This is a genomic window from Amycolatopsis sp. cg9, assembly GCF_041346945.1.
In the GTDB taxonomy this organism is placed as follows: Bacteria; Actinomycetota; Actinomycetes; order Mycobacteriales; family Pseudonocardiaceae; genus Amycolatopsis.
The window spans coordinates 1,213,444-1,238,923 of sequence record NZ_CP166850.1; the positions used below are offsets into that span (position 1 = coordinate 1,213,444).

23 protein-coding genes are annotated in these 25,480 nt (G+C 72.1%); 13 read left to right on the forward strand and 10 right to left on the reverse strand.

The window, feature by feature from the left end:
• Positions 1-20: 20 nt before the first annotated feature.
• On the reverse strand, positions 21-1,994 hold the full coding sequence (locus AB5J73_RS05375) for a thioredoxin domain-containing protein (protein ID WP_370968595.1): 1,974 nt from the start codon (positions 1,992-1,994) through the stop codon (positions 21-23).
• Between the two features lie 65 nt (positions 1,995-2,059).
• On the opposite strand from AB5J73_RS05375, the gene AB5J73_RS05380 reads away from it, so the two are divergent.
• Both AB5J73_RS05380 and AB5J73_RS05385 read left to right on the forward strand, forming a co-directional pair.
• The gene (locus AB5J73_RS05380; protein ID WP_370968596.1) at positions 2,060-3,427 is read left to right on the forward strand and encodes a 3' terminal RNA ribose 2'-O-methyltransferase Hen1; all 1,368 of its coding nucleotides are present in this window, start codon (positions 2,060-2,062) and stop codon (positions 3,425-3,427) included.
• The gene (locus AB5J73_RS05385; protein ID WP_370968597.1) at positions 3,424-5,913 is read left to right on the forward strand and encodes a polynucleotide kinase-phosphatase; all 2,490 of its coding nucleotides are present in this window, start codon (positions 3,424-3,426) and stop codon (positions 5,911-5,913) included. Before AB5J73_RS05380 ends, AB5J73_RS05385 begins: the two co-directional genes overlap by 4 nt.
• Here AB5J73_RS05385 and AB5J73_RS05390 read toward each other — a convergent pair.
• Together AB5J73_RS05390 and mca are read right to left on the reverse strand one after the other, a co-directional pair.
• On the reverse strand, positions 5,910-6,236 hold the full coding sequence (locus AB5J73_RS05390) for a hypothetical protein (RefSeq protein ID WP_370968598.1): 327 nt from the start codon (positions 6,234-6,236) through the stop codon (positions 5,910-5,912). The two genes, AB5J73_RS05385 and AB5J73_RS05390, sit on opposite strands and share 4 nt — an antisense overlap.
• The gene (gene mca, locus AB5J73_RS05395) at positions 6,233-7,138 is read right to left on the reverse strand and encodes a mycothiol conjugate amidase Mca (RefSeq protein WP_370968599.1); all 906 of its coding nucleotides are present in this window, start codon (positions 7,136-7,138) and stop codon (positions 6,233-6,235) included. Before mca ends, AB5J73_RS05390 begins: the two co-directional genes overlap by 4 nt.
• A gap of 136 nt (positions 7,139-7,274) precedes the next feature.
• Between mca and AB5J73_RS05400 the strand changes: the two genes are divergently transcribed.
• The 3 genes from AB5J73_RS05400 (at position 7,275) to AB5J73_RS05410 (ending at position 9,278) form a co-directional block, all read left to right on the forward strand.
• A complete protein-coding gene (locus AB5J73_RS05400) occupies positions 7,275-7,718 on the forward strand; it encodes a DUF4307 domain-containing protein (RefSeq protein WP_370968600.1) in 444 nt (147 codons plus the stop codon).
• A 195-nt stretch (positions 7,719-7,913) separates the two neighbouring features.
• Complete coding sequence (greA, locus tag AB5J73_RS05405; RefSeq protein ID WP_086857442.1) at positions 7,914-8,417, forward strand: transcription elongation factor GreA; 504 nt, start codon at positions 7,914-7,916, stop codon at positions 8,415-8,417.
• A 48-nt stretch (positions 8,418-8,465) separates the two neighbouring features.
• The gene (locus AB5J73_RS05410) at positions 8,466-9,278 is read left to right on the forward strand and encodes an MBL fold metallo-hydrolase (protein ID WP_370968601.1); all 813 of its coding nucleotides are present in this window, start codon (positions 8,466-8,468) and stop codon (positions 9,276-9,278) included.
• A 66-nt stretch (positions 9,279-9,344) separates the two neighbouring features.
• On the opposite strand, the gene AB5J73_RS05415 is transcribed toward AB5J73_RS05410, so the two are convergent.
• On the reverse strand, positions 9,345-9,818 hold the full coding sequence (locus AB5J73_RS05415) for an Lrp/AsnC family transcriptional regulator (protein WP_247018660.1): 474 nt from the start codon (positions 9,816-9,818) through the stop codon (positions 9,345-9,347).
• Positions 9,819-9,927: 109 nt separating this feature from the next.
• Here AB5J73_RS05415 and hppD point away from each other — a divergent pair, with 109 nt between their 5' ends.
• The 6 genes from hppD (at position 9,928) to AB5J73_RS05445 (ending at position 17,835) form a co-directional block, all read left to right on the forward strand.
• On the forward strand, positions 9,928-11,127 hold the full coding sequence (gene hppD / locus AB5J73_RS05420) for a 4-hydroxyphenylpyruvate dioxygenase (protein WP_370968602.1): 1,200 nt from the start codon (positions 9,928-9,930) through the stop codon (positions 11,125-11,127).
• A gap of 135 nt (positions 11,128-11,262) precedes the next feature.
• The gene (locus AB5J73_RS05425) at positions 11,263-11,817 is read left to right on the forward strand and encodes a YbaB/EbfC family nucleoid-associated protein (RefSeq protein ID WP_370972948.1); all 555 of its coding nucleotides are present in this window, start codon (positions 11,263-11,265) and stop codon (positions 11,815-11,817) included.
• Positions 11,818-11,827: 10 nt separating this feature from the next.
• Positions 11,828-12,136 (forward strand): type VII secretion target, encoded by a 309-nt coding sequence (locus tag AB5J73_RS05430; RefSeq protein ID WP_086857447.1) that lies wholly within the window; start codon positions 11,828-11,830, stop codon positions 12,134-12,136.
• Positions 12,136-16,137: a hypothetical protein gene (locus tag AB5J73_RS05435; RefSeq protein WP_370968603.1), complete on the forward strand. Its 4,002-nt coding sequence runs from the start codon at positions 12,136-12,138 to the stop codon at positions 16,135-16,137. Before AB5J73_RS05430 ends, AB5J73_RS05435 begins: the two co-directional genes overlap by 1 nt.
• Positions 16,138-16,162: 25 nt before the next feature.
• Positions 16,163-16,987, forward strand: a complete 825-nt coding sequence (locus AB5J73_RS05440) for a hypothetical protein (protein WP_370968604.1) — start codon at positions 16,163-16,165, stop codon at positions 16,985-16,987.
• Between the two features lie 2 nt (positions 16,988-16,989).
• The gene (locus AB5J73_RS05445; RefSeq protein ID WP_370968605.1) at positions 16,990-17,835 is read left to right on the forward strand and encodes a ferredoxin; all 846 of its coding nucleotides are present in this window, start codon (positions 16,990-16,992) and stop codon (positions 17,833-17,835) included.
• On the opposite strand, the gene ilvA is transcribed toward AB5J73_RS05445, so the two are convergent.
• Positions 17,820-19,022 (reverse strand): threonine ammonia-lyase, encoded by a 1,203-nt coding sequence (gene ilvA, locus AB5J73_RS05450; RefSeq protein ID WP_370968606.1) that lies wholly within the window; start codon positions 19,020-19,022, stop codon positions 17,820-17,822. The genes AB5J73_RS05445 and ilvA overlap by 16 nt on opposite strands.
• A gap of 96 nt (positions 19,023-19,118) precedes the next feature.
• Here ilvA and AB5J73_RS05455 point away from each other — a divergent pair, with 96 nt between their 5' ends.
• The gene (locus tag AB5J73_RS05455) at positions 19,119-19,382 is read left to right on the forward strand and encodes a hypothetical protein (protein WP_370968607.1); all 264 of its coding nucleotides are present in this window, start codon (positions 19,119-19,121) and stop codon (positions 19,380-19,382) included.
• A 9-nt stretch (positions 19,383-19,391) separates the two neighbouring features.
• The gene (locus AB5J73_RS05460; protein ID WP_370968608.1) at positions 19,392-19,835 is read left to right on the forward strand and encodes a VOC family protein; all 444 of its coding nucleotides are present in this window, start codon (positions 19,392-19,394) and stop codon (positions 19,833-19,835) included.
• 4 nt (positions 19,836-19,839) lie between these two features.
• Here AB5J73_RS05460 and AB5J73_RS05465 read toward each other — a convergent pair whose 3' ends face one another.
• From AB5J73_RS05465 to AB5J73_RS05485, 5 genes are all read right to left on the reverse strand, one after another.
• Positions 19,840-20,997: a cystathionine gamma-synthase gene (locus tag AB5J73_RS05465; RefSeq protein ID WP_370968609.1), complete on the reverse strand. Its 1,158-nt coding sequence runs from the start codon at positions 20,995-20,997 to the stop codon at positions 19,840-19,842.
• A 138-nt stretch (positions 20,998-21,135) separates the two neighbouring features.
• Positions 21,136-21,576 carry a hypothetical protein gene (locus AB5J73_RS05470; RefSeq protein ID WP_370968610.1) on the reverse strand — a complete coding sequence of 147 codons (441 nt, stop codon included), beginning with the start codon at positions 21,574-21,576 and terminating at the stop codon, positions 21,136-21,138.
• Between the two features lie 114 nt (positions 21,577-21,690).
• Positions 21,691-22,158, reverse strand: coding sequence for a hypothetical protein (locus AB5J73_RS05475; RefSeq protein WP_370968611.1), 468 nt, complete (start codon positions 22,156-22,158; stop codon positions 21,691-21,693).
• A gap of 302 nt (positions 22,159-22,460) precedes the next feature.
• Positions 22,461-23,972 (reverse strand): hypothetical protein, encoded by a 1,512-nt coding sequence (locus AB5J73_RS05480; RefSeq protein ID WP_370968612.1) that lies wholly within the window; start codon positions 23,970-23,972, stop codon positions 22,461-22,463.
• 128 nt (positions 23,973-24,100) lie between these two features.
• Positions 24,101-25,471, reverse strand: a complete 1,371-nt coding sequence (locus AB5J73_RS05485) for a cystathionine beta-synthase (protein ID WP_370968613.1) — start codon at positions 25,469-25,471, stop codon at positions 24,101-24,103.
• Positions 25,472-25,480: the final 9 nt, after the last annotated feature.

Consider the following 25,480-nt stretch of genomic DNA (forward strand, 5'->3'; position numbering starts at 1 on the left):
GACGCGTTCACCCAGGGCGATCAGAGCTGAGCGGTCAAGGCCGCCGCCGACGTGACCGGCCGGTCGCAGACGTACCCGCGGCAGACGTAGGCCGCCGCACCGCCGTCGACCAGGGGCCGGTCCGCCAGCAGGGGGACGCCGGGCGCGTCCGGCTCGCCGGCCAGCACGATGCCGCCGCCGTGCACCCCCCGCGCCGCGGCCAGGCGCAACGCCGGGTCCGCGCCGACCACCGCCACCTGCACCGGACCGGCCTGCAGCGCTTCGGCGACCGACAGCCAGTGCCCGGCGAACCGCGGCACCCGCGCGGCCAGCACGCCGACGCGGCGAAGCGCCTGCTCGGCGGCGTCGCGGTACCGGCCCGCGTCGGCGTGCCCCGCGAGCGCGGACGCCGTCAGCAACGCGCCGGCCAGCGCGGACGCCCCGGCCGGGCTCGCGTTGTCCCCCGGGTCGGCCGGGCGCTGGACCAGCGTTTCGGCGTCGTCGGCGGTGTCGAAGTACGCGCCGGGGACGTCCGGGGACGCGAAGTGCGCGAGCGCGAGGTCGAGCAGCCGCGTCGCCTCGGTAAGCCACTTCGCCGCGCCGGTCGCCTGGTGCACGGCGAGGAACCCGTCGGCGACGCAGGCGTAGTCCTCGAGCACCCCGGCGGACTCGCCGACGACGCCGTCGCGTGAGCTGCGCCGCAACCGGCCGTCGACGACGTGGACCCGCAGCAGCAACTCGGCCGCCTCGACCGCACCCTGGATCCACTGTGGACGATCCAGGGCGACCCCTGCCTCGGCCAGCGCCTTGATCGCCAGGCCGTTCCAGGACGCGATCACCTTGCCGTCCCGGCCCGGCTGCGGCCGCCGGTTCCGCGCCGCCAGCAGGGGAACGCGGATCGACTCCGGCAGGTCACCGAACAGGCGCAGCGTCGACGAGCCGTGTTCGAAGGTCCCTTCCTCGGTGACGCCGAACAACTCGGCGGCCGCCCCGGCGTCGTCGCCGAGCACCTCGTGCAGCTGCGACGGCGTCCAGACGTAGGTCAGGCCTTCGACGCCGTCGGTGTCGGCGTCCAGTGAGGACGCGAAGCCGCCCTCCGGTGTCCGCAGGCCCTCGAAGAGGAATTCCGCGGTCCCGGCGGTGACCCGCGCCGCCGTCGCCGAGCCGGTCCGGCGCCAGAGGTGCGCGTAGAAGCCGAGCAGCAACGCGTTGTCGTACAACATCTTCTCGAAGTGCGGCACGAGCCATTCGGCGTCCACGGAGTAGCGCGCGAACCCGCCGGCGAGCTGGTCGTACAGGCCACCGCGGGCCATTGCCTCGGCCGTCTTGTCCACCAGAGACAGCGCGGCCGGGGATCCCGTCCGCTCGTGGTGGCGCAGCAGGAATTCGAGCACCATCGACGGCGGGAACTTCGGCGCGCGGCCGAACCCGCCGTTGACCGGGTCCGCCTCCTGCGCCAGCTTCGTCACCGCGGCGTCGAGCACCGCTTCGTCCACAACGGACTCCTGGAGCGGGCCGGTCTGCTCGGCGAGGTGCGCGACGATCTGCTTCGCGCCCTCGAGGAGTTCGTCCGGCCGCTCGCCCCACGCCTCGGCAACCGCGGCCAGCAGCTGGCGGAACGACGGCATACCCGGCCGCGGCGACGGCGGGTAGTAGGTGCCGCAGTGGAACGGCTCGCCGTCCGGGGTCAGGAAGCAGGTCATCGGCCAGCCGCCCTGCCCGGTCATCGCCTGCGTCGCGGCCATGTACACCGCGTCGATGTCCGGCCGCTCCTCGCGGTCGACCTTGATGTTGACGAAGTGCTCGTTCATCACGGCCGCGGTTTCGGCGTCTTCGAACGACTCGTGCGCCATGACGTGGCACCAGTGGCACGCGGCGTACCCGACGGACAGCAGGATCGGCACGTTCCGCCGCCGCGCCTCGGCCAGCGCGTCCGGCCCCCACTGCCACCACTCGACCGGGTTGTCCGCGTGCTGGAGCAGGTACGGGCTGGTCGCGCTGGCGAGGCGGTTCATGCCTTCAGGGTCGCACCCCGGAAAAGCGGGCGCGCACGCACCGGCGGCTCGGCCACACTGTGCGGGTGCTGCTGACCATCACCACGACCCGGAACCCCGCCACCGATTTGGGCTTTCTCCTCCACAAGCACCCGGAGAAAGCGCAGTCGGTCGCGCTCTCGGCCGGCACCGCGCACGTCTTCTACCCGGAAGCCGGGCCGCAGCGGTGCACCGCCGCGCTGTTCGTGGAAATCGACCCGGTCGGGCTCGTGCGCGGCGGCGGCACGGCGCTGACCCAGTACGTCAACGACCGGCCCTACGCCGGCGGCTCGTACCTCGCGGTCGCGCTGCGGGCCGCGTTCACGACGGCGCTCGCGGGGCGCTGCGCCGCGCGCCCGGAGCTCGTCGACGAGCTCTTCGACCTCGAGGTCCGCGTGCCGTCGCTGTCCGCGCGCGGCGGGCCCGAGGCCGTGCGCAAGCTGTTCGAGCCGCTCGGCTGGCGCGTTTCGGCCGCGCCGATCCCGCTCGACCCGGAGTTCCCGCAGTGGGGCGAAAGCCGCTATGTCGACCTGACGCTGACCGGCCCCCACCGCGTCGCCGACGCGCTGCGGCACCTCTACGTGCTGCTGCCCGCGCTCGACGGCGACAAGCACTACTGGGTCGGCCAGGACGAGGCCGACAAGCTGCTGCGCGCCGGCGCCGGCTGGCTCGCCACGCACCCCGCGCGGGACCTCATCGCGAACCGCTACCTCGAGCGCCGCCGCCCGGTGGTGAACTACGCGCTTTCGCGGCTGGCCGAGGCCGACGACGTCCCGGCGGAGGCCGAAGCGCTGGTCACCGAGCTGCCTGACCAGCCGGAAAGCCTCGCCTCGCAACGCCACGGCAGCGTGCTCGCCGCGCTGCGGGCCGCGGGCGCCCGGCGCGTGCTGGACCTCGGCTGCGGCTCCGGCGCGCTGCTGCGCGTGCTCGAGAAGGAGCGTTCCTTCGTCGACATCGTCGGCGTCGACGTCTCCGCGGGCGCGCTCGCCATCGCGGAGAAGCGGCTGGGTGGCTACACCCGGGTCACGCTGCGGCAGTCCGCGCTGACCTACGCCGACCCGGCGCTGGCCGGCTACGACGCCGCCGTGCTGATGGAGGTCGTCGAACACGTCGACGAGGAGCGCCTGCCGGCGCTGGAGCACGCGGTGTTCGGGGTCGCGGCGCCGCGCACGGTGGTCGTCACGACGCCCAACGCGGAGTACAACCGGCTGTTCGAGTTCCTGCCGATGGGGCATTTCCGGCACGCCGACCACCGGTTCGAATGGACGCGAGCCGAGTTCCGCGCCTGGGCGGACGGCGTCGCGACCCGGCGCGGCTACGACGTCCGGTACCTGCCGATCGGACCGGTGGACCAGGAATCGGGACCGCCGACCCAGATGGCGGTCTTTTCGACCAGTGAGGAGGTGGCCGCGTGAAGCTGACCGTCCCCGACATGGCGCTCGTCGTGCTCGTCGGCGCTTCCGGTTCCGGCAAGTCGACGTTCGCGCGCACGCACTTCGCCCCGACGCAGGTGCTCTCCAGCGACTTCTTCCGCGGGCTCGTCGCCGACGACGAGAACGACCAGGCGGCGTCCCCCGACGCCTTCGACGCGCTGCACTACGTCGCGGGGAAGCGGCTCGCGGCCGGGCGGACGACCGTCATCGACGCCACGAACGTCCAGCGCGCTTCGCGGGCGAGCCTGGTGAAGCTCGCGAAGGAGCACGACGTGCTGCCCGTGGCGATCGTGCTCGACCTGCCGCTCGGCGTCTGCGTCGCGCGCAACGCGTCGCGGCCCGACCGCGAATTCGGCGACCACGTGGTCCGGCGGCAGCGCGGCGAGCTGCAGCGGTCGCTGAAGTCGTTGGAGCGCGAGGGGTTCCGGCGGGTGCACGTGCTGCGGTCGGAAGCCGACGTGGCCGAGGCGGAGCTCGTCGTCGAGCCGCTGCGCAACGACAAGCGCGAGCTGACCGGCCCCTTCGACGTGATCGGCGACGTCCACGGCTGCGCGGCCGAGCTCGAGGAGCTGCTCGCCGAGCTGGGCTACGTCGACGGCGTGCACCCGGACGGGCGGACCGCGGTGTTCGTCGGCGACCTCGTCGACCGCGGCCCGGACACCCCCGGCGTGCTGCGGCGGGTGATGGGGATGGCCGCGGCGGGCACCGCGCTGGTCGTCTGCGGGAACCACGAGCAGAAGCTGGTGCGCGCGCTGCACGGGCGGAAGGTCAACGCCGCGCACGGGCTCGCCGAGTCGCTGGCCCAGCTCGCGGAGGAGAGCGAGGAGTTCCGGCGGCAGGCGCACGAGTTCTGCGACGGGCTGATCGCGCACTACGTCCTCGACGGCGGTGACCTCGTCGTCGCGCACGCCGGACTGCCCGAGCGGTACCACGGGCGCGCGTCCGGGCGGGTGCGCAGCATGGCGCTCTACGGCGACACGACCGGCGAGACCGACGAGTACGGCCTGCCGGTGCGGCTGCCGTGGGCGCGTGACTACCGCGGGTCCGCGATGGTCCTGTACGGCCACACGCCGACGCTCGAGCCGGAGTGGGTCAACAACACGATGTGCCTGGACACCGGGTGCGTCTTCGGCGGGAAGCTGACCGCGCTGCGCTACCCGGAGCGGCAGGTCGTCTCGGTGAAGGCGCACCGGGTCTGGTACGAACCGGCCCGGCCGCTCGACGCGTCGCGGCCGCTGGGCGGGCGCGAGCCGGCGGTGCTGGAGCTGGCCGACGTCACCGGGAAGCGGATCGTGCAGACCGCGCACCACGGCCGGGTCGGCGTCTCGGCGGAGCAGTCGGCGGCGGCGCTGGAGGTGATGAGCCGGTTCGCGGTCGACCCGCGGTGGCTCGCGTACCTGCCGCCGACGATGGCGCCGTGCTCGACGTCGTCGCGGGAGGACTACCTGGAGCACCCCGAGGAGGCGTTCGCCGAGTACCGGGCGGCCGGGGTCGAGACCGTGGTGTGCGAAGAGAAGCACATGGGGTCGCGGGCCGTCGTGCTGGTCTGCCAGGACGGCGTCGGGGCCCGGCGGTTCGGCATCGAAGGCGGCGGCGCGGTGTACACGCGGACCGGGCGGCCGTTCTTCTCCGCCGCGCAGAACGACGAACTGCTGGCGGACGTGCGGACGGCGGCGGCCGGGCTGTTCCGCGAGCTGAACACGGGCTGGCTGCTGCTCGATGCCGAGCTGCTGCCGTGGAGCGCGAAGGCGGGCTCGCTCATTTCGGAGCAGTACGCGTCGGTGGGCGCGGCCGCCCAGGCGGTGCTGCCGGCGGCGGTGTCGGCGCTGACGACAGCGGCCGCGCGCGGCATCGACGTCTCCGGCCTGCTGGCGCGGACGGCCACCCGGTCGTCCACAGTGGACGCCTACCGGACGGCCTACCGGCGCTACTGCTGGCCGACGTCGGGCCTGGACGGCGTCCGGCTGGCGCCGTTCCAGCTGCTGGCGTCCGAAGGGGCGGCCCACCACGACCGGCCGCACGCGTGGCACCTGTCGACGCTGGCGCGGCTGGCCGGACCGCGGTTCCAGCCGACCCGGACGCTCGAGGTGGACCTGCTGGACGCCGCGTCGGTCGCCCGGGGCGTCTCGTGGTGGGAGGAGCTGACCGCCGGCGGTGGCGAGGGCATGGTCGTCAAGCCCGCGGCCAACCTGACGCGGGGGCCGCGCGGCCTGGTCCAGCCCGGCGTGAAGGTGCGCGGGCGCGAGTACCTGCGGATCGTCTACGGGCCGGACTACACGCTGCCGGAGAACCTGGACCGGCTGCGCAAGCGCGGGCTGAACCGCAAGCGCATGCTGGCGCTGCGCGAATACGCGCTGGGGCTGGAGGCCCTGGAGCGCGTCGCGCGGGGTGAACCGCTCTGGCGCGTGCACGAGTGCGTGTTCGCCGTGCTCGCGCTGGAGTCGGACCCGGTGGACCCGCGGCTCTAGCTGTCGGCCTTGGTGGCCGAGGAGTCCTTCGCGGGCTTCTCGGCCGCCGCCGGCTCCCCGGCCTTCGCCTCGGGCTGCTCCGGCGCGGCCTCGGCCGGCGGCTCGTCGAAGCTCGCCGGGACCCGCTTCAGGTGCTTCGTCATCGAGCGGACCAGGAAGGCCACCGCCACGAGGAACAGGATCAGCACCAGGAAGCCGACCGGGGAGGACTTGCCGAAGTCCTCCCCCTGCCCGCCGTTGTCGCCGTTGCCCGGCTGCTGCGTCAGGACCAGTGCCGACGCGGTCACCGGAAGCGCCACGCCGGCCGGCAGCGTCAGACTCATGTACTCACCTTCTCCTGGATGCCGGCGAACAGGTCGTCCTCCGGCAACGTGCTGTCCACCAGCGACTTGACCAGCTCGTACTCCTCGGTCGGCCAGACCTCGCGCTGGATTTCCAGCGGTACCGCGAACCAGCGGCTGGTGGGGTCGATCTGCGTGGCGTGCGCCTTGAGCGCCTCGTCCCGCACCTCGAAGTATTCACCGCACTCGACGCGGGTCGTCACCCGCTCCATGACATCGGCCTTGTCCGGGTCCCACTTGGCCAGCCACTCGGTGTACGGCGACTCGAGCCCGGCCTCCTTCAGCGCCTCGTCGAACAGCGTCATCCGGGCCCGCGAGAAGCCGTGGCCGTAGTACAGCTTCAGCGGCTGCCACGGCTCGCCGGCGTCGGGGAACCGGGCCGGGTCCGGCGCCGCGTCCCACGCCGCCATCGACACCTCGTGGGTGCGGATGTGGTCGGGGTGGGGGTAGCCGCCGTTCTCGTCGTACGTCGTGATGACGTGCGGGCGGAACTCGCGGATCACGCGGACCAGCGCCTCGGTCGACTCCTCCAGCGGCACGACCGCGAACGACCCCTCCGGCACCGGCGGCAGCGGGTCGCCCTCGGGCAGGCCCGAGTCGACGAAGCCGAGCCAGCGCTGGCTCACGCCGAGGATCTTGGCCGCGCGGGCCATCTCCTCGCGGCGGATCTCGCTCATGTTCGCCAGGACGTCGGGGCGGTCCATGGCGGGGTTCAGGATGCTGCCGGCTTCGCCACCGGTGCAGGTGACGACCAGCACCTCGTGGCCCTCGGCGGCGTAGCGCGCCATCGTGGCGGCGCCCTTGCTCGACTCGTCGTCGGGGTGCGCGTGCACGGCCATCAGGCGCAAACGCGGCTTCGCGGTCTTCGTCAGCTGGTCCACCATGCTGCGAACGACTCCTTCTCTACCCGTATTCCGCGACCCACCTGCGGGCCGCCCACCCAGCGGGCGGATACTCGAAGCCGTACCCGCCCCACCATTGTCCCCGCGGGTACGACAAGAACGAGCAGGAGGCCCCGCGTTGGCTGGCGGACCGGCGGAAACGGCAGCGCCCGCGCTGCCTGAGGGCCGGTACGGCACGCGGCAGGCCACGCCGTCGCGGCGCTGGCGCCGGTGGCTCTTCCTCGCCATCGCCCTGCTGGTCAGCGGCGTGATCGCGTGGGTCGCGTACGTCAACCTGGGTGCCACGCCGATCGACGCCGAGCGCGTGGCCTTCAGCGCCAAACCGGGCAACGCGATGGAAATCACCATCAACGTGACGCGGGACGACAACAGCAAGCCGGGTGTCTGCATCGTGCGCGCCCGCGACAAGACCGGCGCCGAGAGCGGCCGCAAAGAGCTCCTGATCCCGGCCGGCGCGAAGTACAGCAGGATGAGCACGACGATCAAGAGCATCGGGGAGCCGGTGACCGCCGACGTGTACGGCTGCTCGTACGACATACCACGGTATCTGTCAACCCCATAGCGGCCAACGGGGTGAACCGCGCGCCCAACGCCCGGGGCCAGCGGAATTAACGGGCGTCGACCTGTCGCGCCGTGATAGTCTGACCCCTCAGCACGGCCCACGACGGGCCGTGTTTTTCCTTTATCTCAGCCACGCGGGCAACTACGCCCGTGTGGGCCGGCTTGAACACGCAAGCCTGGCAGGCCCGACGAGGAGATGGTGACCGTGAGCGACACCAAGGTGACCTGGCTGACCCAGGATGCCTACGACCGGCTCAAGCACGAGCTCGACGAAATGATCGAGAATCGTCCGGTCATCGCCGCGCGCATCAACGACAGCCGCGAAGAGGGCGACCTCAAGGAGAACGGCGGCTACCACGCCGCCCGTGAAGAACAGGGCCAGGCCGAGGCGCGCATCCGGCACCTGCAGGAGCTGCTGCGCTCGGCCAAGGTCGGCGAAGCGCCCGCGAACGACGGCACCGCCGGCCCGGGCAAGGTCCTCACCGTCCGCTACGAAGGCGACGACGAAGACGAGAAGTTCCTCCTCGCCACCCGCGAAGAAGGCGCCGAGGGCGAGCTCGACGTGTACTCCCCGGAGTCGCCGCTGGGCAAGGCCCTGCTCGGCGCCAAGGAGGGCGAGTCCCGCGAGTACGAGCTGCCCAACGGCAAGCTGCAGAAGGTCACCCTCGTCAAGGCGGTTCCGTACACCGACGCCAAGTAACGCGGTTAGCGTGTCCTCCCAGGATCCACGTTCTGGGAGGACACCGCTGTGAGCACCGAACCGATCTGCCTGGCGTGCGGCACGCAGTACGCCACCGCGCGCGACGACTGCCCGATCTGCGAGGACGAGCGCCAGTACGTCCCGCAGTCCGGGCAGCGGTGGACGAACCTCGAAACCCTGCGCGCGAGCGGTGACTACACGCCGCGGATCGAAGAGCAGGGCCGCGGCATCATCGGCGTCGGCTCGAACCCCGGCTTCGCGATCGGCGAACGCGCGCTGCTCGTCCAGGCGCGCTCCGGGAACTTCCTCTGGGACTGCGCGGCGTACCTCGACGACGCGCTCGTGGCGCGGGTCCGCGACCTGGGCGGGATCACCGGCATCGCGATCAGCCACCCGCACTACTACACGACGATGGTCGAGTGGGCGCACGCGTTCGACGTCCCGATCTACCTGCACGAAGGCGACCAGGAGTGGATCGGCAGGCCCGACCCGGCGGTGAAGCTGTGGTCCGGCACGACCCTCGACGTCGCCGACGACCTGCGCCTGGTCAACCTGGGCGTGCACTTCACCGGCGGCACGGTCCTGCACTGGCCGGACGGCGAGGACGGGCAGGGCGCGCTGCTGTCCGGCGACATCGTCCAGGTCATCCCCGACCGGACGCACGTCGGCTTCATGTACAGCTACCCGAACCTGGTCCCGGAGCGCCCGCACGTCGTGCGCCGCGCGGCCGAGCTGCTGGCGGGGTACCGCTTCGAGGCGATCTACGGTGCCTGGTGGGACGCGATCGTGCGCACCGACGGCTTCGAGGTCGTCCAGCGCTCGGCCCGCCGCTATCTGGCCCACGTGACCGAAGAACGCTGAGAGCCGCACTTTCACGTGAAAGTGCGGCCCCCAGGTGGGCACTTTCACGTGAAAGTGCGGCTTGGGTCAGCCCCGCGCGGTCCGCTCCAGCAGGGGGCGGACCCGCGGTGGCACCGGGGTCGACAACGCGATCGACGTCGACGTCCGGATCACGTCCGGCACCCCCACCACCTCGTCGATCACCCGCTGCAGGTCGTCGTTGCCCCGCGCCACCATCCGCACGAACAGGTCGCCCTGGCCGGTCGTCGCGTGGACCTCGCAGACCTCGTCGATCGCCGACAGCGCCTCCGTCACCTCCGCGCGGCGGCCCTGGGCGATCTCCAGCCACGCGAACGCCGTCAGGCCGTAGCCCATCGCCGCCAGGTCCAGTTCCGGCGGGAAGCCGCCCAGGATGGCGCGCTCGGTCAGGCGGTCGAGGCGCGCCTGGACCGTGCCGCGCGCGACCCCCAGCCGGCGCGCGCACTCCAGCACGCCGAGCCGCGGCGAGTCGGTGAGCAGGAGGAGCAGTCGCGCATCCAGCGCATCGAGGTTCTCGGGCATGCACAGATTGTCCACCATGACAGCCGATGTCCGGCGAGTACTCGGCAAATTGCCCAGTGAAAATTCGGACCATTGCACATCTTGCCTCGCAGGCGTGATCCTTCGAGGTATGACCCAGACTGCCGAACCCCAGAGCGGCCTCGACGACGTCAGCTACGACCAGCTGCGTCAGCTCGTCGGGCTTGTCGACCACGACGCCTCGACCGACCCGTTCCCGGTCAAGGCCATGGACGCGGTGGTGTTCATCGCGGGCAACGCCACCCAGACGGCCTGGTACTACCAGATCGCCTTCGGGATGCAGCTCGTCGCGTACTCGGGCCCCGAGACCGGCGACTTCGAGCGCAAGTCCTACGTCCTCAAGTCCGGCTCGGCCCGGTTCGTCATCACCGGCGGCGTGAAGCCGGACTCGCCGCTGCTCGACCACCACCGCAAGCACGGCGACGGCGTCATCGACCTGGCGCTCGAGACCACCGACGTCGACAAGTGCGTCGAGCACGCCCGCGCGCAGGGCGCGACCATCCTCGAGGAGCCGCACGACGTCTCCGACGACCACGGCACCGTGCGCGTCGCCGCGATCGCGACCTACGGCGAAACCCGCCACTCGCTGGTCGACCGGTCGCGCTACCAGGGCATCTACCTGCCCGGCTACGAGCCGCGCGAGAGCACGGTCAAGCGGCCCGAGGGCGCGCCGAAGCGGCTGTTCCAGGCCGTCGACCACTGCGTCGGCAACGTCGAGCTCGGCAAGATGGACTACTGGGTCGACTGGTACCACCGCGTCATGGGCTTCGTGAACATGGCGGAGTTCGTCGGCGACGACATCGCGACCGAGTACTCGGCGCTGATGAGCAAGGTCGTCTCGAACGGCAACCACCGGGTCAAGTTCCCGCTGAACGAGCCCGCCGTGGCGAAGAAGAAGTCGCAGATCGACGAGTACCTCGAGTTCTACGACGGCGCGGGCTGCCAGCACATCGCGCTGGCCACCAACGACATCATCGCGACGGTCACCGCGATGCGCGCCGCCGGCGTCGAGTTCCTGGACACCCCGGACTCCTACTACGACGACCCCGAGCTGCGCGCCCGGATCGGCGAGGTCCGCGTGTCGATCGAGACGCTCAAGGAGCACAGCATCCTGGTCGACCGCGACGAGGACGGCTACCTGCTGCAGATCTTCACGAAGCCGATCGGCGACCGCCCGACCGTCTTCTACGAGCTGATCGAGCGCCACGGCTCGCTGGGCTTCGGCAAGGGCAACTTCAAGGCCCTGTTCGAGGCGATCGAGCGCGAGCAGGAGCGCCGCGGCAACCTCTGACACATCTCGGCCAAGGCCACCATCGGGAACCTGCGGGTCCCCTATGGTGGCCTTTGGCGCGTTTGGGGGGCACAGTCGGGGAACCGCGAGCGGCCCGGGACCGTCAGTGTGGTGGAGCAGAGAGAAGGGGCCGGGATGCCGGACAGCATCGACGCCAGCGACGCGATGATCGACAACTGGACCAAGCGGCTCGAGGAGAACGCCGCGCGGTACCAGGCGCTGGCCGATCGCGTGCAGGGCCAGTCGGTCACCGAGCGGTCGAAGGACGGCACCGTCCAGGTGACCGTCGATTCGCGCGGGCTGCTGAAGAACCTCGTCATCGCCGAAGCCGCGGCGGGCAAGCGGATGGCCGAGGTGTCGGCGCAGGTGATGCAGCTGGTGCAGCGCGCGCAGGCGCGGATCCCGGAGCTGCTGCAGCAGGCCATGGCGGAGACCACCGGCACCGGCGACCAGGCCGCGGCGGAGATCGTCCGCGAGGCGCAGAGCACCTTCCCGGAGCCGCCGCCGGAGCCCGAACCCGCGTTCCCGGAGCCCGACCGCGTCCGCCGGTTCCTGCCGGAGGACAACGAGGAGCAGCCACCGGCGCCGCCGCGCACCCCGCCGCCGCCTCCCGCGCCGCCGCAACCGCCGCGGCGCCGTCGTCCGGTCGACGACGATGACGACGACTTCGGCGGACCGATCCTTTCCTGAGGGGGAACCGATGACGGATGTGGAACTCAGCACCGACCTGACGGCGCACGCCCACCAGCTCGACGCCATCGGTGACGGGCTGCAGCAGGCCGTCGACGCGGCGAACCAGGTCAGCATGCCGACGGACGCGTACGGCATCCTCTGCCAGCCGTTCCGGATGATGCTGGACCCGGTGGAGCAGTACGGGATCGACGCGCTGAAGGACGCGGTGGAAGCGATGACGGCGGTGTCCGGCAAGGTCCGCGAAGCCGCGGCGGCGTACCACAAGTACGAAACCGGCGTCGCCGACGACCTGAACAAGTCCGCCGGCGGCGCGTGATGCCGGAGGGGAATCCGCTCGTCGCGGAGTCGAAGCAGGACCCGGACGGCCCGGGCGCGTTCACCGCCGGCAACGGCGACTACGGCTGGGCCGGCGGCATCGGCATCGCCGAATCCTCGATGGACGCCTTCAACGGCATCAAAGACGGCGACTGGGTCTCCGGCGGCCTCGGCATGCTCTCCCTGGCCGGCGAAATCGCCGGCGCGGCGATCGACCCGTTCGGCTACCTGATGTCCTCGGTCGCCTCGTTCCTGATGGAACACATCCAGCCGCTCAAGGACATGCTCGACTCCGTCGCCGGCAACCCCCCGGTCATCCAGTCCTACGCCGACACCTGGAGCAACGTCTCCAAAGCCCTCGGCGAACGCAAAACCGACTTCGACAACGCGGTCAAGAACGGCACCACCGGCTGGACCGGCGCCGGCGCGGACGCCTACCGCAAGTTCGCCGCCGAGCATTCGGAGGCGCTGTCGGGCGCGGCGACGGTGGCCGGGGCGATCAGCACGGTCACGATGATCATGGGCCAGGTCGTGTCGTTCGTCCGGGAAACCGTGCGGCAGCTGATCGCCGACCTGGTCGGCAAGCTGATCGCGTGGGTGATGGAGGAGGTCTTCTCCCTCGGCTTCGGCACCCCGGTCGTGGTCGCGCAGGCGTCGGCGGCGATCGCCAAGTGGGGCAAGAAGATCGGGGAGCTGCTCAAGAAGCTGACCGACACGATCCGGAAAGTGTCGCCGCTGCTGTCGAAGCTGGTCGACGTCTTCGAGAAGATCGCGAAGGTGTTCGGGAAGGTACTGGGCAAGGTCTCCGGCCTGGACGGGTTGAAGGTCAAGGAGGGCGGGTTCGTCCGCAAGATCCCCAAGGGGGAGGGTGGCGGGGTCCACGCCCGCGCCCACGGCGGGGACGGCGATTCCCCGGACGGGGATGGCTCGTCCGGCCGCGCGGACGGGGATTCGCCGAGTTCGGACCCGATGAACACCGACTCCACGCCCGATCCGGGATCCCGCCGCAGCTCGGGCCGGGACGGGGACAGCTCCCCGTCCCACGCCGGGGACGATTCACCGGACGGCAGCCCCTCGACGGCACGCTCGGACGACGGCACGCCCTCGCACACCGGGGACAACAGTCCCGCGCCGACTCGATCGCCGTCCCACACGGGCGATTCCAGCCCCTCGGCGACCCGCGGCAGCGAGACCTCCCACGCAGGAGACAGCAGCCCCTCACCCACCCGTGGCACCGACGGCACACCGTCGCACACCGGCGACAGCACGCCGTCGCGGGCGAGCGACAACAGCCCCTCACCCACCCGCGGCAGCGACAGCACGCCCTCCCACACGGGCGACTCCAGCCCCGCACCCACCCGCAGCGGCGAGCCCTCGCACACCGGGGACAGCAGCCCGTCGCCGACCCGGGGCAGCGACAGCACACCGTCGCACACCGGGGACAACACCCCGGCCCGGGCGAGCGACAACAGCCCCGCACCGACGCGCGGCAGCGAACCCTCCCACACCGGCGGGGACTCCAGCCCGTCACCGACACGAGGCAGCGACAGCACTCCCGCTCCCGCGCACTCCGGCTCTTCCCCCGCCGCACGGACCGACGGGACCGGCTCGCACGCCGGCACCGACACCCCCAGCAGCGCCGCGCCTGCCCGCGCCGACGGGACCACCTCCGCCAGCGGCACCGCACCCACCACACCCCGCACCACCGACCCCGGCACCGTCCCCGCACCCCGCGGCGCCGAGACCCCCGGCGTCCCGCCCCAAGGCGGGGCACCCATGGCCGGGGGGATGCCACCCGGCGGCGCACCCGCCGCCGGCGGTGGCGGGCTCGGCGGGGGTTCCCCGCGCACCGGTGGTGGGGGCTGGACCGGCACCCCCGGCAGTCCCGGCGCGCACGTCGACGCGCCCGGCCGTCCCCGCCCCGGCGGCGACCTGCCCGGCCGGCCTCGCACGCCCGAGGCGCCCGCCCCGGCCGCCCGCGGCGGCTACGGGCCCGGCACCCACGCACCCGACATCCCCGGCACCCGGCCCCGACCCGACGGCGGCACCCCCGGCACCCGCACGCCCGGCGCCGACACCCCGGCCACCCGGCCCGGCAACGCCGGCCACGGCCCCACCGGCAACGGCCACGGCACCCACCGCCCTGATGGCACCGGCCACACCCCGGACAGTCACGGCAACGGCCCGCACGACAACACCCCGAGCAACCACGACCCCGCCGACCCGGACGCCAACACCCCCCACCACGACCCCCTCACCCCCGAGGAGGTCAACACCCGCCACGCCGAACACACCCCCTCCGGCAGCTCCTACCACGCCGGCGACCCCGACATGGGCGACCTCCCCCACCGCGTCCACCCCGACCCCGACGGCCGCTACACCGTCGACGTCCACGTCACCCCCGACGGACACGCCCGCATCGGCGACCGCCTCTACACCCCCGAACAATTCGCCGACATCCTCCGCCGCAACGCCGACTACGACGGCCGCCCCGTGCGGCTCATCGGGTGCGACGCCTCCTCCAACGACTTCGCCCACCGGCTCTCCCGCGAACTCGACACCGAAGTCCTCGCCCCCACCAAACCCGCCTGGACCGACTCCCACGGCCGCGTCTTCTCCTCCGACTACGAAATCGGCCCCGACGGCCGCATGCGACCCCGCATCCCACCCGACGGCGAATGGAACACCCACCACCCCGACGGCTCCGCCCACCGCGCCGGCGACAACGGGTTCGCGCCGGACAGCCACCACGGGGACGCGCACGACGTCGACGCCGACAGCGCGCTCGCCCGGGGCAAGGACCACCCGGACATGCACGACCTCGGGGAGGGGTGGCAGGAGCCGGAGTTCAAGCGGCACGAGGACGTCACCCTCGGGCGGAACGAACGGTTCTACGACCCGGCGAACCCGCGGCACCTCGAGCCGAACACGCGGTACGAGGTCACCGATCCGGACGGGCGGTTCACGCGCGTCTACACGAACGGCGAGACGCCGCCGCGGATCACGCACATCGATGCCGACGTGCCGAACACCCGGGTCGGGAACAACAGCGTCGAGGTCGGCAACCCGGACGCCTCGCACCTGCACGGCGACGTCGACTACCGGGTCAACACCGGCGAGGGGCAGTTCGAGTTCCACACCGACGCGGACGGCCGTCCCGAGCTGGACATCGACCACTTCGACCCGCCGATGACGCCGCCGCCCGTCGAGCGCCGGATCACCGGTTACGACCCGAGTCACAACGGCGACGGCCCGTTCGGCGCCACGCCGCCGGAGGACCTCAAGCCGAACAGCCGGTACGAGGTCTACTCGAAGGCGCCCGACGGCACCGACCAGTGGCACGGCACCTTCTACACCAGTGGCGACAACCCGCCGGAGTTCACGCACATCAAGACGTGGCACGACAACGAGCGCGGCATGATCAACCCGGAGACGGGTGACCAGCACACGATGCACGACCAGCACGCCGGCCGGCCCGACGGCATGCCGGTGCGCGGCGCCAAGTACGAGATCGGCGCCGAAAACATGCACTACCACGTCGACGAGCACGGCAACGCCGCCGTTTCCTGGGAGCCGGACTACTCCAGCCCGGCGACGAAGCGGGTCGGCCTCGGCCCGCAGGAACGCACCGGCCACGTCGGGCTGGAAGACCACCCGGGCACCACCGTCAACCGCGGCGGGCACACCGCCGACCACCGGTCGGGTGGGCTGCAGGGCCGGATGGGCATGGTTCCCCAGCTCTACGAGCAGAACCACAGCGTCGGCAACCCGGACAACTGGCGGCAGATGGAGATCGACCGCCAGACGTTCGAGCGGGGCGGTGGCGACCACGGCACGACACGTGTCTACGCCGACGCGCCGTCGACGCCGAACACCGAGACACCCGAGCGGCTGCACGTGATGTCCGAAAGAATCCACCCCGACGGCACCCGCACGTACAACTACAGGAGCTTCCCGAATGTCCCGAACCCAGCCCCCGTGGTACCCCCCACCCGGACCTGATCTCCGGGAGGCGGACGAGGACCAGGTGGTCCGCTGGATCGGCGGCTGGCTGATGGACGCCGCTCCCGAAGGGTGGCGGCGGATCGACATGACCGTCCGGCTGACAGCGGCGGTCGAGGAGATCGCGCTGGCCGTCGTCATGCCCGACGGCGCGGCCGCGCGCATGGAGCCGCCGCCCGACGTCAGTCCGCTGCTGTTCGAGCTGCGGAACAAGAAGTACGTGCGGGACCGCGGCACCTGGCTGTCGCTGCGGCTGGTCATCGAGCCGGACGGCGAGTACCGCGTCTCCTACAACTTCGACCTCGACCCGCTGTGGGACCCGCCGCTCGAGGCCGACGTCTGGCAGCAGGACTTCGAGGCCTACTTCCGCGACGAGGAGTGGACGCCCGCCTGGTACCGGGAGGGCATCAAGGGCGAGGCCGGCGGGGAGCGGCCGCCCGACGACCCCAACGCGCTGCTGAAGAACGTCGCCGACTACCTGAAGTTCACCCTCCCGGCGGGCTGGGACTACGTCCAGCTGCAGTACCGGGCGGTCGGCGACCACGAGGAGTCCGGCGCGGTCGTCCACTCGATCACCGGCACGGTCTACCCGTGGACCCCGCCGGAGCAGGTGCTCGACCTGCTCCGCCGCCACCGCGCCGCCTCGCTGTCCGACGGCCGGGGCACCTGGGTGAGCCTGAAGTACGAAATGCGCTTCCCCGACTCGGTCAAAGCGCAGTTCAACGCGACCGAAGACCCGGGTTTCCGTGAGCGGCCGCCCGCCGCGGCGTTCGCCGAAGAGCTGCGGCGCTACCCGCGCTCCGAACGGCGCACGCCCGACTGGCTGCGCCAAGGCGCCGAAGGAGCCTGACCATGACCCAGTCACCGGGGCCGTTGCGGCCGGAGCAGCAGCAGGAGCTCGTCCGCCAGATCGGCGCGGTGCTGGCCGCGCAGGGGCCGCCGGGGTGGGGGCAGCTGCGGGTCGAGTACCGCGCCGCGGGCCGGCACGTCGAAGCCGACCTGCTGGTGACCGGCCCGGACGGGCGGCCCCGTGCGGTGCCGCCCCCGCCGGAGGTCGTGCGCCTGCTCGGCGTGCTGCGCTCGGGCATGTACCAGCCCGGCCTCGGCACGTGGCTGGGCGCGATCCTGGTCTTCGAACCGGGGCAGCCGCCGGACGTCGACTTCGTGCGGCCCGACCTGGAGCCGCCGTTCCGGCAGCAGCCGCCGCCGATCGGGTTCCAGGACGAGCTGCGGTTCTTCCCGCGCGCCGAGGAGAACATCCCGGCCTGGCTGCGGGAGAAGGCCGGGCTGACCCCGCCGCCGGGTGACGGTGAAGTGCGCACCCCGCGCATCTACGACGGTGTCGACGCCGCCGGGCGCCCGCTCATCCGCCGTCAGCCGCTCCTGCCCGCCGAGATCGAGCGGGTGCTCGGCTACCTCGACGCGGCACCGGTCATCCTGGCCTCGCGCAGCAACGGCCCGGACGCGTTCGCGCCCGACCGCGCGGACGCGGTGCCGATGAACTTCCGCACCGACGGCGTCTGGGCGTGGCCCGGGGCGGTCGCGTACTACCTGCGCGAACACGGCGTGCCACCGGACCCGGAGCTGGTCGCCCACATCCGGGCCCGGCGCTTCACCGCGCCGACGGAGGTGCCGGAAGCCGCGAAGGACCTCGCGCTCACCGCGATCACCGGCGAGCAGCCTCAGACGACCGTGTAGCCCGCGTCCGTCAGCGCGCGCTCGACGTCCTTGCAGTGCTCGGGACCGCGGGTCTCCAGCGCCAGCTCGACGTCGGCCTCGCCGAGGTCGAGCGTGCCGGAGATGCGCGAGTGCTCGACGTCGAGCACGTTCGCGCCGAGCTCGCTGACGCAGGCCAGCACGCCGACCAGGGAACCGGGGCGGTCCGGGACGCGCAGCCGGAGCCGCAGGTAGCGGCCGCCCGCGGTCATGCCGTGCTGGATGATCTGCAGGAGCAGCACCGGGTCGACGTTGCCGCCGGAGAGGATGGCGACGACCGGCGGCTCGAAGGCGCCGGGGTGCTGCAGCAGCGCCGCGACGGGCGCCGCGCCGGCCGGCTCGACCACCAGCTTCCGCCGTTCCAGGCAGAGCAGGACCGCGCGGGACAGGAACTGCTCGGACACCGTCACGACGTCGTCGACCAGCGACTCGACGTGCGCGAAGCTGACCAGGCCCGGCTCGCCGACGGCGATCCCGTCGGCCATGGTCGAGGTCTGGCTCAGCCGCACCGGCGCGCCCGCGGCCAGCGAAGGCGGGTACGCCGCGGCTTCCTCGGCCTGGACGCCGACCACGCGGACGTCCGGGCGCAGCGCCTTGACCGCCGAGGCGACCCCACCGACCAGCCCGCCGCCGCCGGTGGCGACCAGGACGGTCTTCACGCCCGGCACCTGCTCGAGGATCTCGAGGCCGACCGTGCCCTGGCCGGCGATGACGTCCGGGTGGTCGAAGGGGTGGATGAACACCGCGCCGGTCCGCTCGCCGAACTCGACCGCGGCCCGGAGCGTCTCCTCCAGGAGCGCGCCGTGGAGGTGGACGTCGGCGCCGTAGCCGCGGGTCGCGGCCAGCTTCGGCAGCGGGGCCCGCAGCGGCATGAAGACGGTGGACTTGGCGCCGAGCAGCGACGACGCCAGCGCGACGCCCTGCGCGTGGTTGCCGGCACTGGCCGCGACGACCCCCCGCTCGCGCTCGGCCGGGGTGAGGCCGGCGATGCGGGTGTAGGCGCCGCGGATCTTGAACGAGCCGGTGCGCTGCAGGTTTTCGCACTTCAGGTGGACCGGACCGCCGTGGAGCTTCCGCAGGTCGCGTGCGTGCTCCATCGGCGTCACCCGGGTCACTCCTTTTAGGAGCTCCCGGGCGGCTTGGATGCGCTCGAGGGTGACGAGTTCCATGGGCCGGACTATGCCACTCAGGAGATCCACAGGTTGACCGGACCGCGGGCCGGGTACCCTGGGACCCGTCAACACGCGGTAAACAGGGAGCAACTCATGGCACGGGGGAACGACGCTCGACGGGCTCGAGCCACCCGGTCCGCCGGGCTGGTCCCGCTCGTGATCGGGCTGGCCTCGGCCGCGGCGCTCACCGGAGCCGCGTACATCACGGTGGACAGCGCTTCGTGCGGCTCGCCGGCCCAGTACATCCGCCACGACAGCCACGTCGAGCTGGTCGGCGGCTGCGTCGACGGCTCCAAGCTGCCGGCCACGGGCACTTCGAAGCCCGGTGGCGTGGTGCACGGCAACTACAACCCCTGAGGAACCCCGTTGGCGCTCAAGCGGATGGACAACATCCTCATCGTCGTCGAAGACCTGGACGCCGTGATCGCGTTCTTCGTCGAACTCGGCATGCAGCTCGAAGGCAAGGGTCCGCTCGAAGGGCGCTTCGCGGAGCGCGTGATCGGCCTCGAGGACGTCAAGCAGGACATCGCCATGCTGCGGATGCCGGACGGCAACGGCGGCATCGAGCTGGCGCAGTTCCACCAGCCGAAGGCCGTCGTCCCCGAGCCGAAGCTCGCGCCGTCGAACACGCTGGGCTACCGCCGGATCATGTTCGCGCTCGACGAGAACCTCGACGACGTCCTGGACCGCCTGCGCCCGCACGGCGCCGAGCTCGTGGGCGAGATCGAGCCGTACGGGGGCGTCTACCGGCTGTGCTACGTCCGCGGTCCCGAGGGGATCGTCGTCGGGCTCGCCGAAGAGCTGGACTGACGCCTCAGCCGAGCGCCGCCAGCAGGTCGGCGACCAGGTCACGGCCGTCTTCGATGCCGACCGAGAGGCGCAGCAGGTCGGCCGGGACCTGCAGGGTCGAGCCCGCCGTGCTCGCGTGCGTCATCTTGCCCGGGTGCTCGATCAGCGACTCGATGCCGCCCAGCGACTCCGCGAGGATGAACAGCTTCGTGCGCGAAGCGACTTCCAGCGCCGCCTGCTCGCCGTCCGCGTGGCTGAACGAGACCATGCCGCCGAAGCGGCGCATCTGCTTCGCCGCGACCTCGTGGCCCGGGTGCTCCGGCAGGCCCGGGTAGTAGACCTTCGCCACCTTCGGGTGGTTCACCAGCGCCTGGACGATGCGCTCGGCGTTGTCGCTGTGCCGCTCCATGCGCAGGGCCAGCGTCTTGATGCCGCGCAGCGTCAGCCAGGCGTCGAACGGGCCGGGTACCGCGCCCGCGGAGTTGCGGAGGAAGAAGAACTGCTCGCGCAGCTCGTCCTCGTTCGTGATCACCGCGCCGCCGACGACGTCGGAGTGGCCGCCGAGGTACTTCGTCGTGGAGTGCAGGACGATGTCCGCGCCCAGCGCGAGCGGGTTCTGCAGGTACGGCGTCGCGAAGGTGTTGTCGACGACCAGGCGGGCGCCGGCGTCGTGCGCGACCCCGGCCAGGCCCGCGATGTCGGCGATGCCGAGCATCGGGTTGGTGGGCGACTCGCACCAGATCAGCTTCGTCTCGGGGCGGATCGCCGCGCGCACCTCGTCGAGGTTGGCCAGGTTCGCGACGGTGTGCTCGACGCCCCAGAGGCTGAGCACCTTGTCGATCAGGCGGAACGTGCCACCGTACGCGTCGTTGCCGAGCACGAGGTGGTCACCGGGGCGCAGGGTACTGCGCAGCACCACGTCGGACGCGGCCATGCCGGACGCGAAGGCCAGCGCGTGCCGGCCGCCTTCCAGCGAGGCCAGCGCCTCCTCCAGCGCCGAGCGGGTCGGGTTCGCGGTGCGCGAGTACTCGAAGTCGCCCTCGCGGGTCCCGCCCACGCCGTCCTGCGCGTAGGTCGAGGTCTGGTAGATCGGCACGATCACCGCGCCGGTGCGGGGGTCGGGCTTCTGCCCCGCGTGGATCGCGCGGGTCTCGAAGCCCAGTTCGGAGTAGTCGTCCACCATCTGTTCAGCGTAAGGCCTGGCGTGAACATTCCCGTCAGGTGGGATGGGTCTCAGTCCGACCGGCCGGTCGGACCGAGGCCAGGTCACCGGGCCCGCCGCGATCGACACCGCCGGAATCGAACTCCGCACGGCCGGAGATCAGGCCGGCGCCACCCCGACCCAGCGAGCGGCCGGCCGCGAAGCCGCCAGCGCCAGGGTGGCGGCCGCCGGCGGCAGCACCAGCGCGAGCGCGGCCAGCCCGCCCGCGGCCAGGTCGCCGGGGCCGCCGAGGTCGACCACGGCGAGGCCGGTGGCCGCCAGGACCAGCGACGTCAGCGTCGCGAGCAGCGCCGCCGAACTACCGGCCACGCAGCCGATCCGGCCGATCGGGTGCCGGCGCAGCAGCAGGACGCCGCCGGGCAGGAGGACCGAAGCCAATACCGCGTCGACCGCCGCGTGGACGCCGACGCGGGCCGCGTCGGCCGGGAAGCGGGCGAGCGTACCGACGTCCAGGACGAGCCCCGCCGCGTAGAGCAGGCCGCCGAGCAGGGCCAGCACCGCCGCGGCGAGCGCTGTGCGGCCTTCAGTGGAGGTGGTCATGCGGCACCAGCCCGGGGGTCGGCCGCCCTGCCGGCGGGGCGGGTACGCCCGAGGATACGACCGGTTACTGTTCGTGATCAGCGGGGGCGGCCTGCCGGTCCCGTGGGGCGGAACTCACCAGCTCCGCGACGACGACGGGTACGCACCCGGACCGGCCATGGCGGGCAGCGCGGCGCGGTAGCGCAGGTAGCGGAACGTCGGCGGCAGGAGGGCCAGGACCAGCACGAGCACCGAAAGCGTGGCGAGGCCGACCCGGTCGACCATGGCGAGCCCGCCGTGGGTGAACATCGCGTCGGCGAAGCGGCCGAGCGGCACGCCCATCGACAGCGGCTCGGTGAGCAGCGCCCCGATGGCCAGCAGCGCGCCGATGCCGAGCAGGACCGCGCCCGCCGTCGCGCGGAACAGCGTCGCCAGCGAGCCGAGGAGCAGGACGAGCCCGGCGAGGAGGTAGCCGGCGAAGTCCACGAGCACCAGACCCGGCAGCGCGCCGAGGCTGAATTCGGCCGGCATGTCGAGGAAGATCTTGACCGGTACGTATCCCGCGGCGACCGCGGCCGGAATACCGAGCAGACCGGCGAGCACCGCCGTTACTCCGGATGGCCGAGTCGATGAATACGAATGCGAACGCGCTACCGGATATCCGGTCACCAGTCCCCCATCAGGCAAGCCAAGTACGACTGCGCTCACCTTAGACCGGAATGGGGGAAGCAGTCCGGAATCGGAACGGAATTCGGCCGGACGGCGGAACCCAAGATCATTATTGTGCGGTACCGGCAGAAATCACGTCACGCGACCTTTTGTCCTCTTCGGACAATTGCGAATTCGACCATGAATGCAGCGTGCCCCGGAGCCGAATGGGCTCCGGGGCACGAAAGGCGCTCAGTTCACCACTGCTGCGGCGGCTGGCCGGGCTGGCCGAACCCGCCGCTCGGCGGGCCCTGCTGGCCCGGCGGCTGGCCGTAACCCTGCGGCGGCTGGCCCGGCTGCTGCGGGTAGCCGTGCGGCGGCTGACCCGGCTGGCCGTACCCGCCCTGCTGCGGCGGCTGGCCCGGCTGACCGAAGCCCCCGCTCGACGGCTGCGGGAACCCGCCGCTGGACGGGTTGGGGCCGCCCGGCTGGCCGTAGCCCGGAGGCGGGCCGTAACCCTGCGGCGGCTGGCCGTAGCCCTGCGGCGGCGGACCGGGCTGGCCCGGCTGGCCGAAGCCGCCCGGCTGCTGCGGGCCACCGAAGCCCTGTGGCGGACCGCCGAAGCCCTGCGGCCCGGCCGGCGCGGCACCGCCGCCACCGCCGAGACCGACGAACTGCGCGGTCGCCGGGACGAGGCCGAGCACACCCGCGATGAGGATGAGGACGCCGAGGATCAGCGGCGGGAGACCGAGGCCGAAGGTGTCCTTGGCGGACGCGGAAACCTGCGCGAGCGCCTCGGCGTTCGGGGTCATCCCGATCTTGAGCAGCAGCGCGAACACCGTGAGCAACGCACCGCCCGCGACGACCACGATCGGGACGAACTTCTTGATGCCGCCCAGCTTGCCCGCGAGCGCCAGGCCGACGCCTCCGGCGAGGGAGAGCAGCGAGCCCACCAGGATCATGATCACGTAGAACCACACGGTGCCCGGACCGACGATGCCCAGCCGGTCGAGGACGTCCTTGATCGCTTCCTGGCTCGGCGCGCTGTCGAAGAGCTTCGAGTAGTCGCTCGCGTCGCTCATGTAGCCGAACGAGATGATCAGCGCGATCAGGCCCAGCACCGCGACGATGCCGCCGGCGATGTAGCCGAACAGGCCGTTGCCGCCCGCCGCCGGAGCGGCTCCGAACGGCTGCGGCGGCTGCCCGCCGAAGCCCGGCTGCTGCGGGCCGCCGAAACCGGGACCGCCGAAGCCCTGCGGGGGCTGGCCCGGCTGGCCGAAGCCGCCCGGCTGCTGCCCGAACCCGCCCGGCTGACCGGGCTGGCCGAAACCACCCTGCTGCTCCGGCTGACCGAACCCGCCCGGCTGCTGACCGAAGGCCGCGGCCGGGTTGTCGGCCGCGCTCGGCGGCGGGGTGTACGGGATCGCCGGCGGCGGCTGGGAGCCCGGGGGCACCAGCTGCGTGGAGTCCGCGACCGGGGCATCGCCGCCACCGACCGGGTTCACCATCTGGGTCGCGTTCGCGTCGACCGGTGGCATCGCCTGGGTCGCGCCCGCCCCGCCGTCACCCGGCTGGGCAGGCTGGACGACCTGGGTCGGTTCCGGCGTCTCCCCGAACGGGGAACCACCCTGCTGGGGCTGGGCGGGCTGGACGACCTGGGTCGGTTCCGGGCTGCCGAACGGGTCCTGCTGCGGCTGGGGGCCACTCGGCGGGCCCTGAGGTGGCTGGCCGCCACCCCACGGCTGGTTCGGTGGCTGCGGTGCACTCATGTGGGTCTTGAACCCCCTTGACGAGGACGCGAAAGTGTTCTACTCGCGCTCACGCTATCGGATCACCCGGCAGGGCGCTCGTAACGCCCCTGCCGGGTCCGCCGATTAAGACACTTCTCAGGCTGTGTTCAGCGCCCGGCCAGGAAACCCAGGAGGTCGTGCCGGGTGACCACGCCCGCGGGCTTGCCGTCGATCAGCACGAGGGCACCGTCGGCGCTCTCCAGCGCCGTCATCGCGGAGCTCACCTGCTCGCCGCCGCCGATCGTCGGCAACGGCGGGGACATGTGCCGGTCGAGCCGGTCGGCCAGCTGCGCCTTGCCGGTGAACAGCGCGTCGAGCAGGTCGCGCTCGTTGACCGCGCCGACGACCTCGGCGGCCATCACCGGCGGCTCCGCGCTGACCACGGGCATCTGGCTGACGCCGAACTCGGCCAGGATCGCGATGGCCTCGGCGACCGTCTCGTTCGGGTGCGAGTGCACCAGGTTCGGCAGCGAGCCGCTCTTCTTCGTGAGCACGTCGGCGACCGTCGCGCCGGAGGAGTCGGGCGGCAGGAAGCCGTAGGAGGACATCCAGGTGTCGTTGAAGACCTTCGTCAGGTAGCCGCGGCCGCCGTCGGGCAGCAGCACGACCACGACGTCGTCCTCGGTGAGCCGCTCGGCGAGCTTGAGCGCGGCCGCGACGGCCATCCCGCACGAGCCGCCGACCAGCAGGCCTTCTTCCAGCGCGAGCCGGCGGGTGACCTGGAACGAGTCGGCGTCGGAGACCGGGATGATCTCGTCGGCGATGCCGCGGTCGTAGGTGTCCGGCCAGAAGTCCTCGCCGACGCCCTCGACCAGGTACGGCCGGCCGCTGCCGCCGGAGTAGACCGAGCCCTCCGGGTCGGCGCCGACCACCTGCACCCGGCCGTCGCTGACCTCCTTGAGGTACTTGCCGGTGCCGGAGATCGTGCCGCCGGTGCCGACGCCCGCGACGAAGTGCGTGATCTTGCCGTCGGTCTGCTTCCACAGCTCCGGGCCGGTGGAGAGGTAGTGGCTCTCCGGGTTCTGCGCGTTGGCGTACTGGTTGGGCTTCCAGGCGCCGTCGATCTCGCGGACCAGGCGGTCGGAGACGTTGTAGTAGGAGTCGGGGTGCTCGGGCGCGACCGCCGTCGGGCACACCACGACGCGGGCGCCGTACGCCTTGAGCACGTTGCGCTTGTCTTCGCTGACCTTGTCCGGGCAGACGAACACGCACTGGTAGCCCTTGCGCTGCGCGACCATGGCGAGGCCGACGCCGGTGTTCCCGGACGTCGGCTCCACGATCGTGCCGCCCGGGCGCAGTTCGCCGGAGGCTTCGGCGGCTTCGATCATGCGCAGCGCGATGCGGTCCTTGACCGAGCCACCCGGGTTCAGGTACTCGACCTTGGCCAGCACGAGCGGCTTGAGCCCCTTGGTCAACGAGTTCAGCTTGACCAGCGGGGTGTTGCCCACGAGGTCTGCGATGTGCTCTGCATACTCCACGCCCGTCAG

Bases quoted from the DNA above. Each gene is read 5' to 3' on its own strand.
- AB5J73_RS05445 (WP_370968605.1), top strand. From the start codon at position 16,990: ATGACCCAGTCACCGGGGCCGTTGCGGCCGGAGCAGCAGCAGGAGCTC.
- AB5J73_RS05465 (WP_370968609.1), bottom strand. From the start codon at position 20,997: ATGGTGGACGACTACTCCGAACTGGGCTTCGAGACCCGCGCGATCCAC.
- AB5J73_RS05455 (WP_370968607.1), top strand. From the start codon at position 19,119: ATGGCACGGGGGAACGACGCTCGACGGGCTCGAGCCACCCGGTCCGCC.
- AB5J73_RS05430 (WP_086857447.1), top strand. From the start codon at position 11,828: ATGACGGATGTGGAACTCAGCACCGACCTGACGGCGCACGCCCACCAG.
- AB5J73_RS05390 (WP_370968598.1), bottom strand. From the start codon at position 6,236: ATGAGTCTGACGCTGCCGGCCGGCGTGGCGCTTCCGGTGACCGCGTCG.
- AB5J73_RS05470 (WP_370968610.1), bottom strand. From the start codon at position 21,576: ATGACCACCTCCACTGAAGGCCGCACAGCGCTCGCCGCGGCGGTGCTG.
- AB5J73_RS05415 (WP_247018660.1), bottom strand. From the start codon at position 9,818: ATGCCCGAGAACCTCGATGCGCTGGATGCGCGACTGCTCCTCCTGCTC.
- AB5J73_RS05435 (WP_370968603.1), top strand. From the start codon at position 12,136: ATGCCGGAGGGGAATCCGCTCGTCGCGGAGTCGAAGCAGGACCCGGAC.
- hppD (WP_370968602.1), top strand. From the start codon at position 9,928: ATGACCCAGACTGCCGAACCCCAGAGCGGCCTCGACGACGTCAGCTAC.
- greA (WP_086857442.1), top strand. From the start codon at position 7,914: ATGGTGACCGTGAGCGACACCAAGGTGACCTGGCTGACCCAGGATGCC.
- AB5J73_RS05375 (WP_370968595.1), bottom strand. From the start codon at position 1,994: ATGAACCGCCTCGCCAGCGCGACCAGCCCGTACCTGCTCCAGCACGCG.
- AB5J73_RS05425 (WP_370972948.1), top strand. From the start codon at position 11,263: ATGCCGGACAGCATCGACGCCAGCGACGCGATGATCGACAACTGGACC.
- ilvA (WP_370968606.1), bottom strand. From the start codon at position 19,022: ATGGAACTCGTCACCCTCGAGCGCATCCAAGCCGCCCGGGAGCTCCTA.
- mca (WP_370968599.1), bottom strand. From the start codon at position 7,138: ATGGTGGACCAGCTGACGAAGACCGCGAAGCCGCGTTTGCGCCTGATG.
- AB5J73_RS05480 (WP_370968612.1), bottom strand. From the start codon at position 23,972: ATGAGTGCACCGCAGCCACCGAACCAGCCGTGGGGTGGCGGCCAGCCA.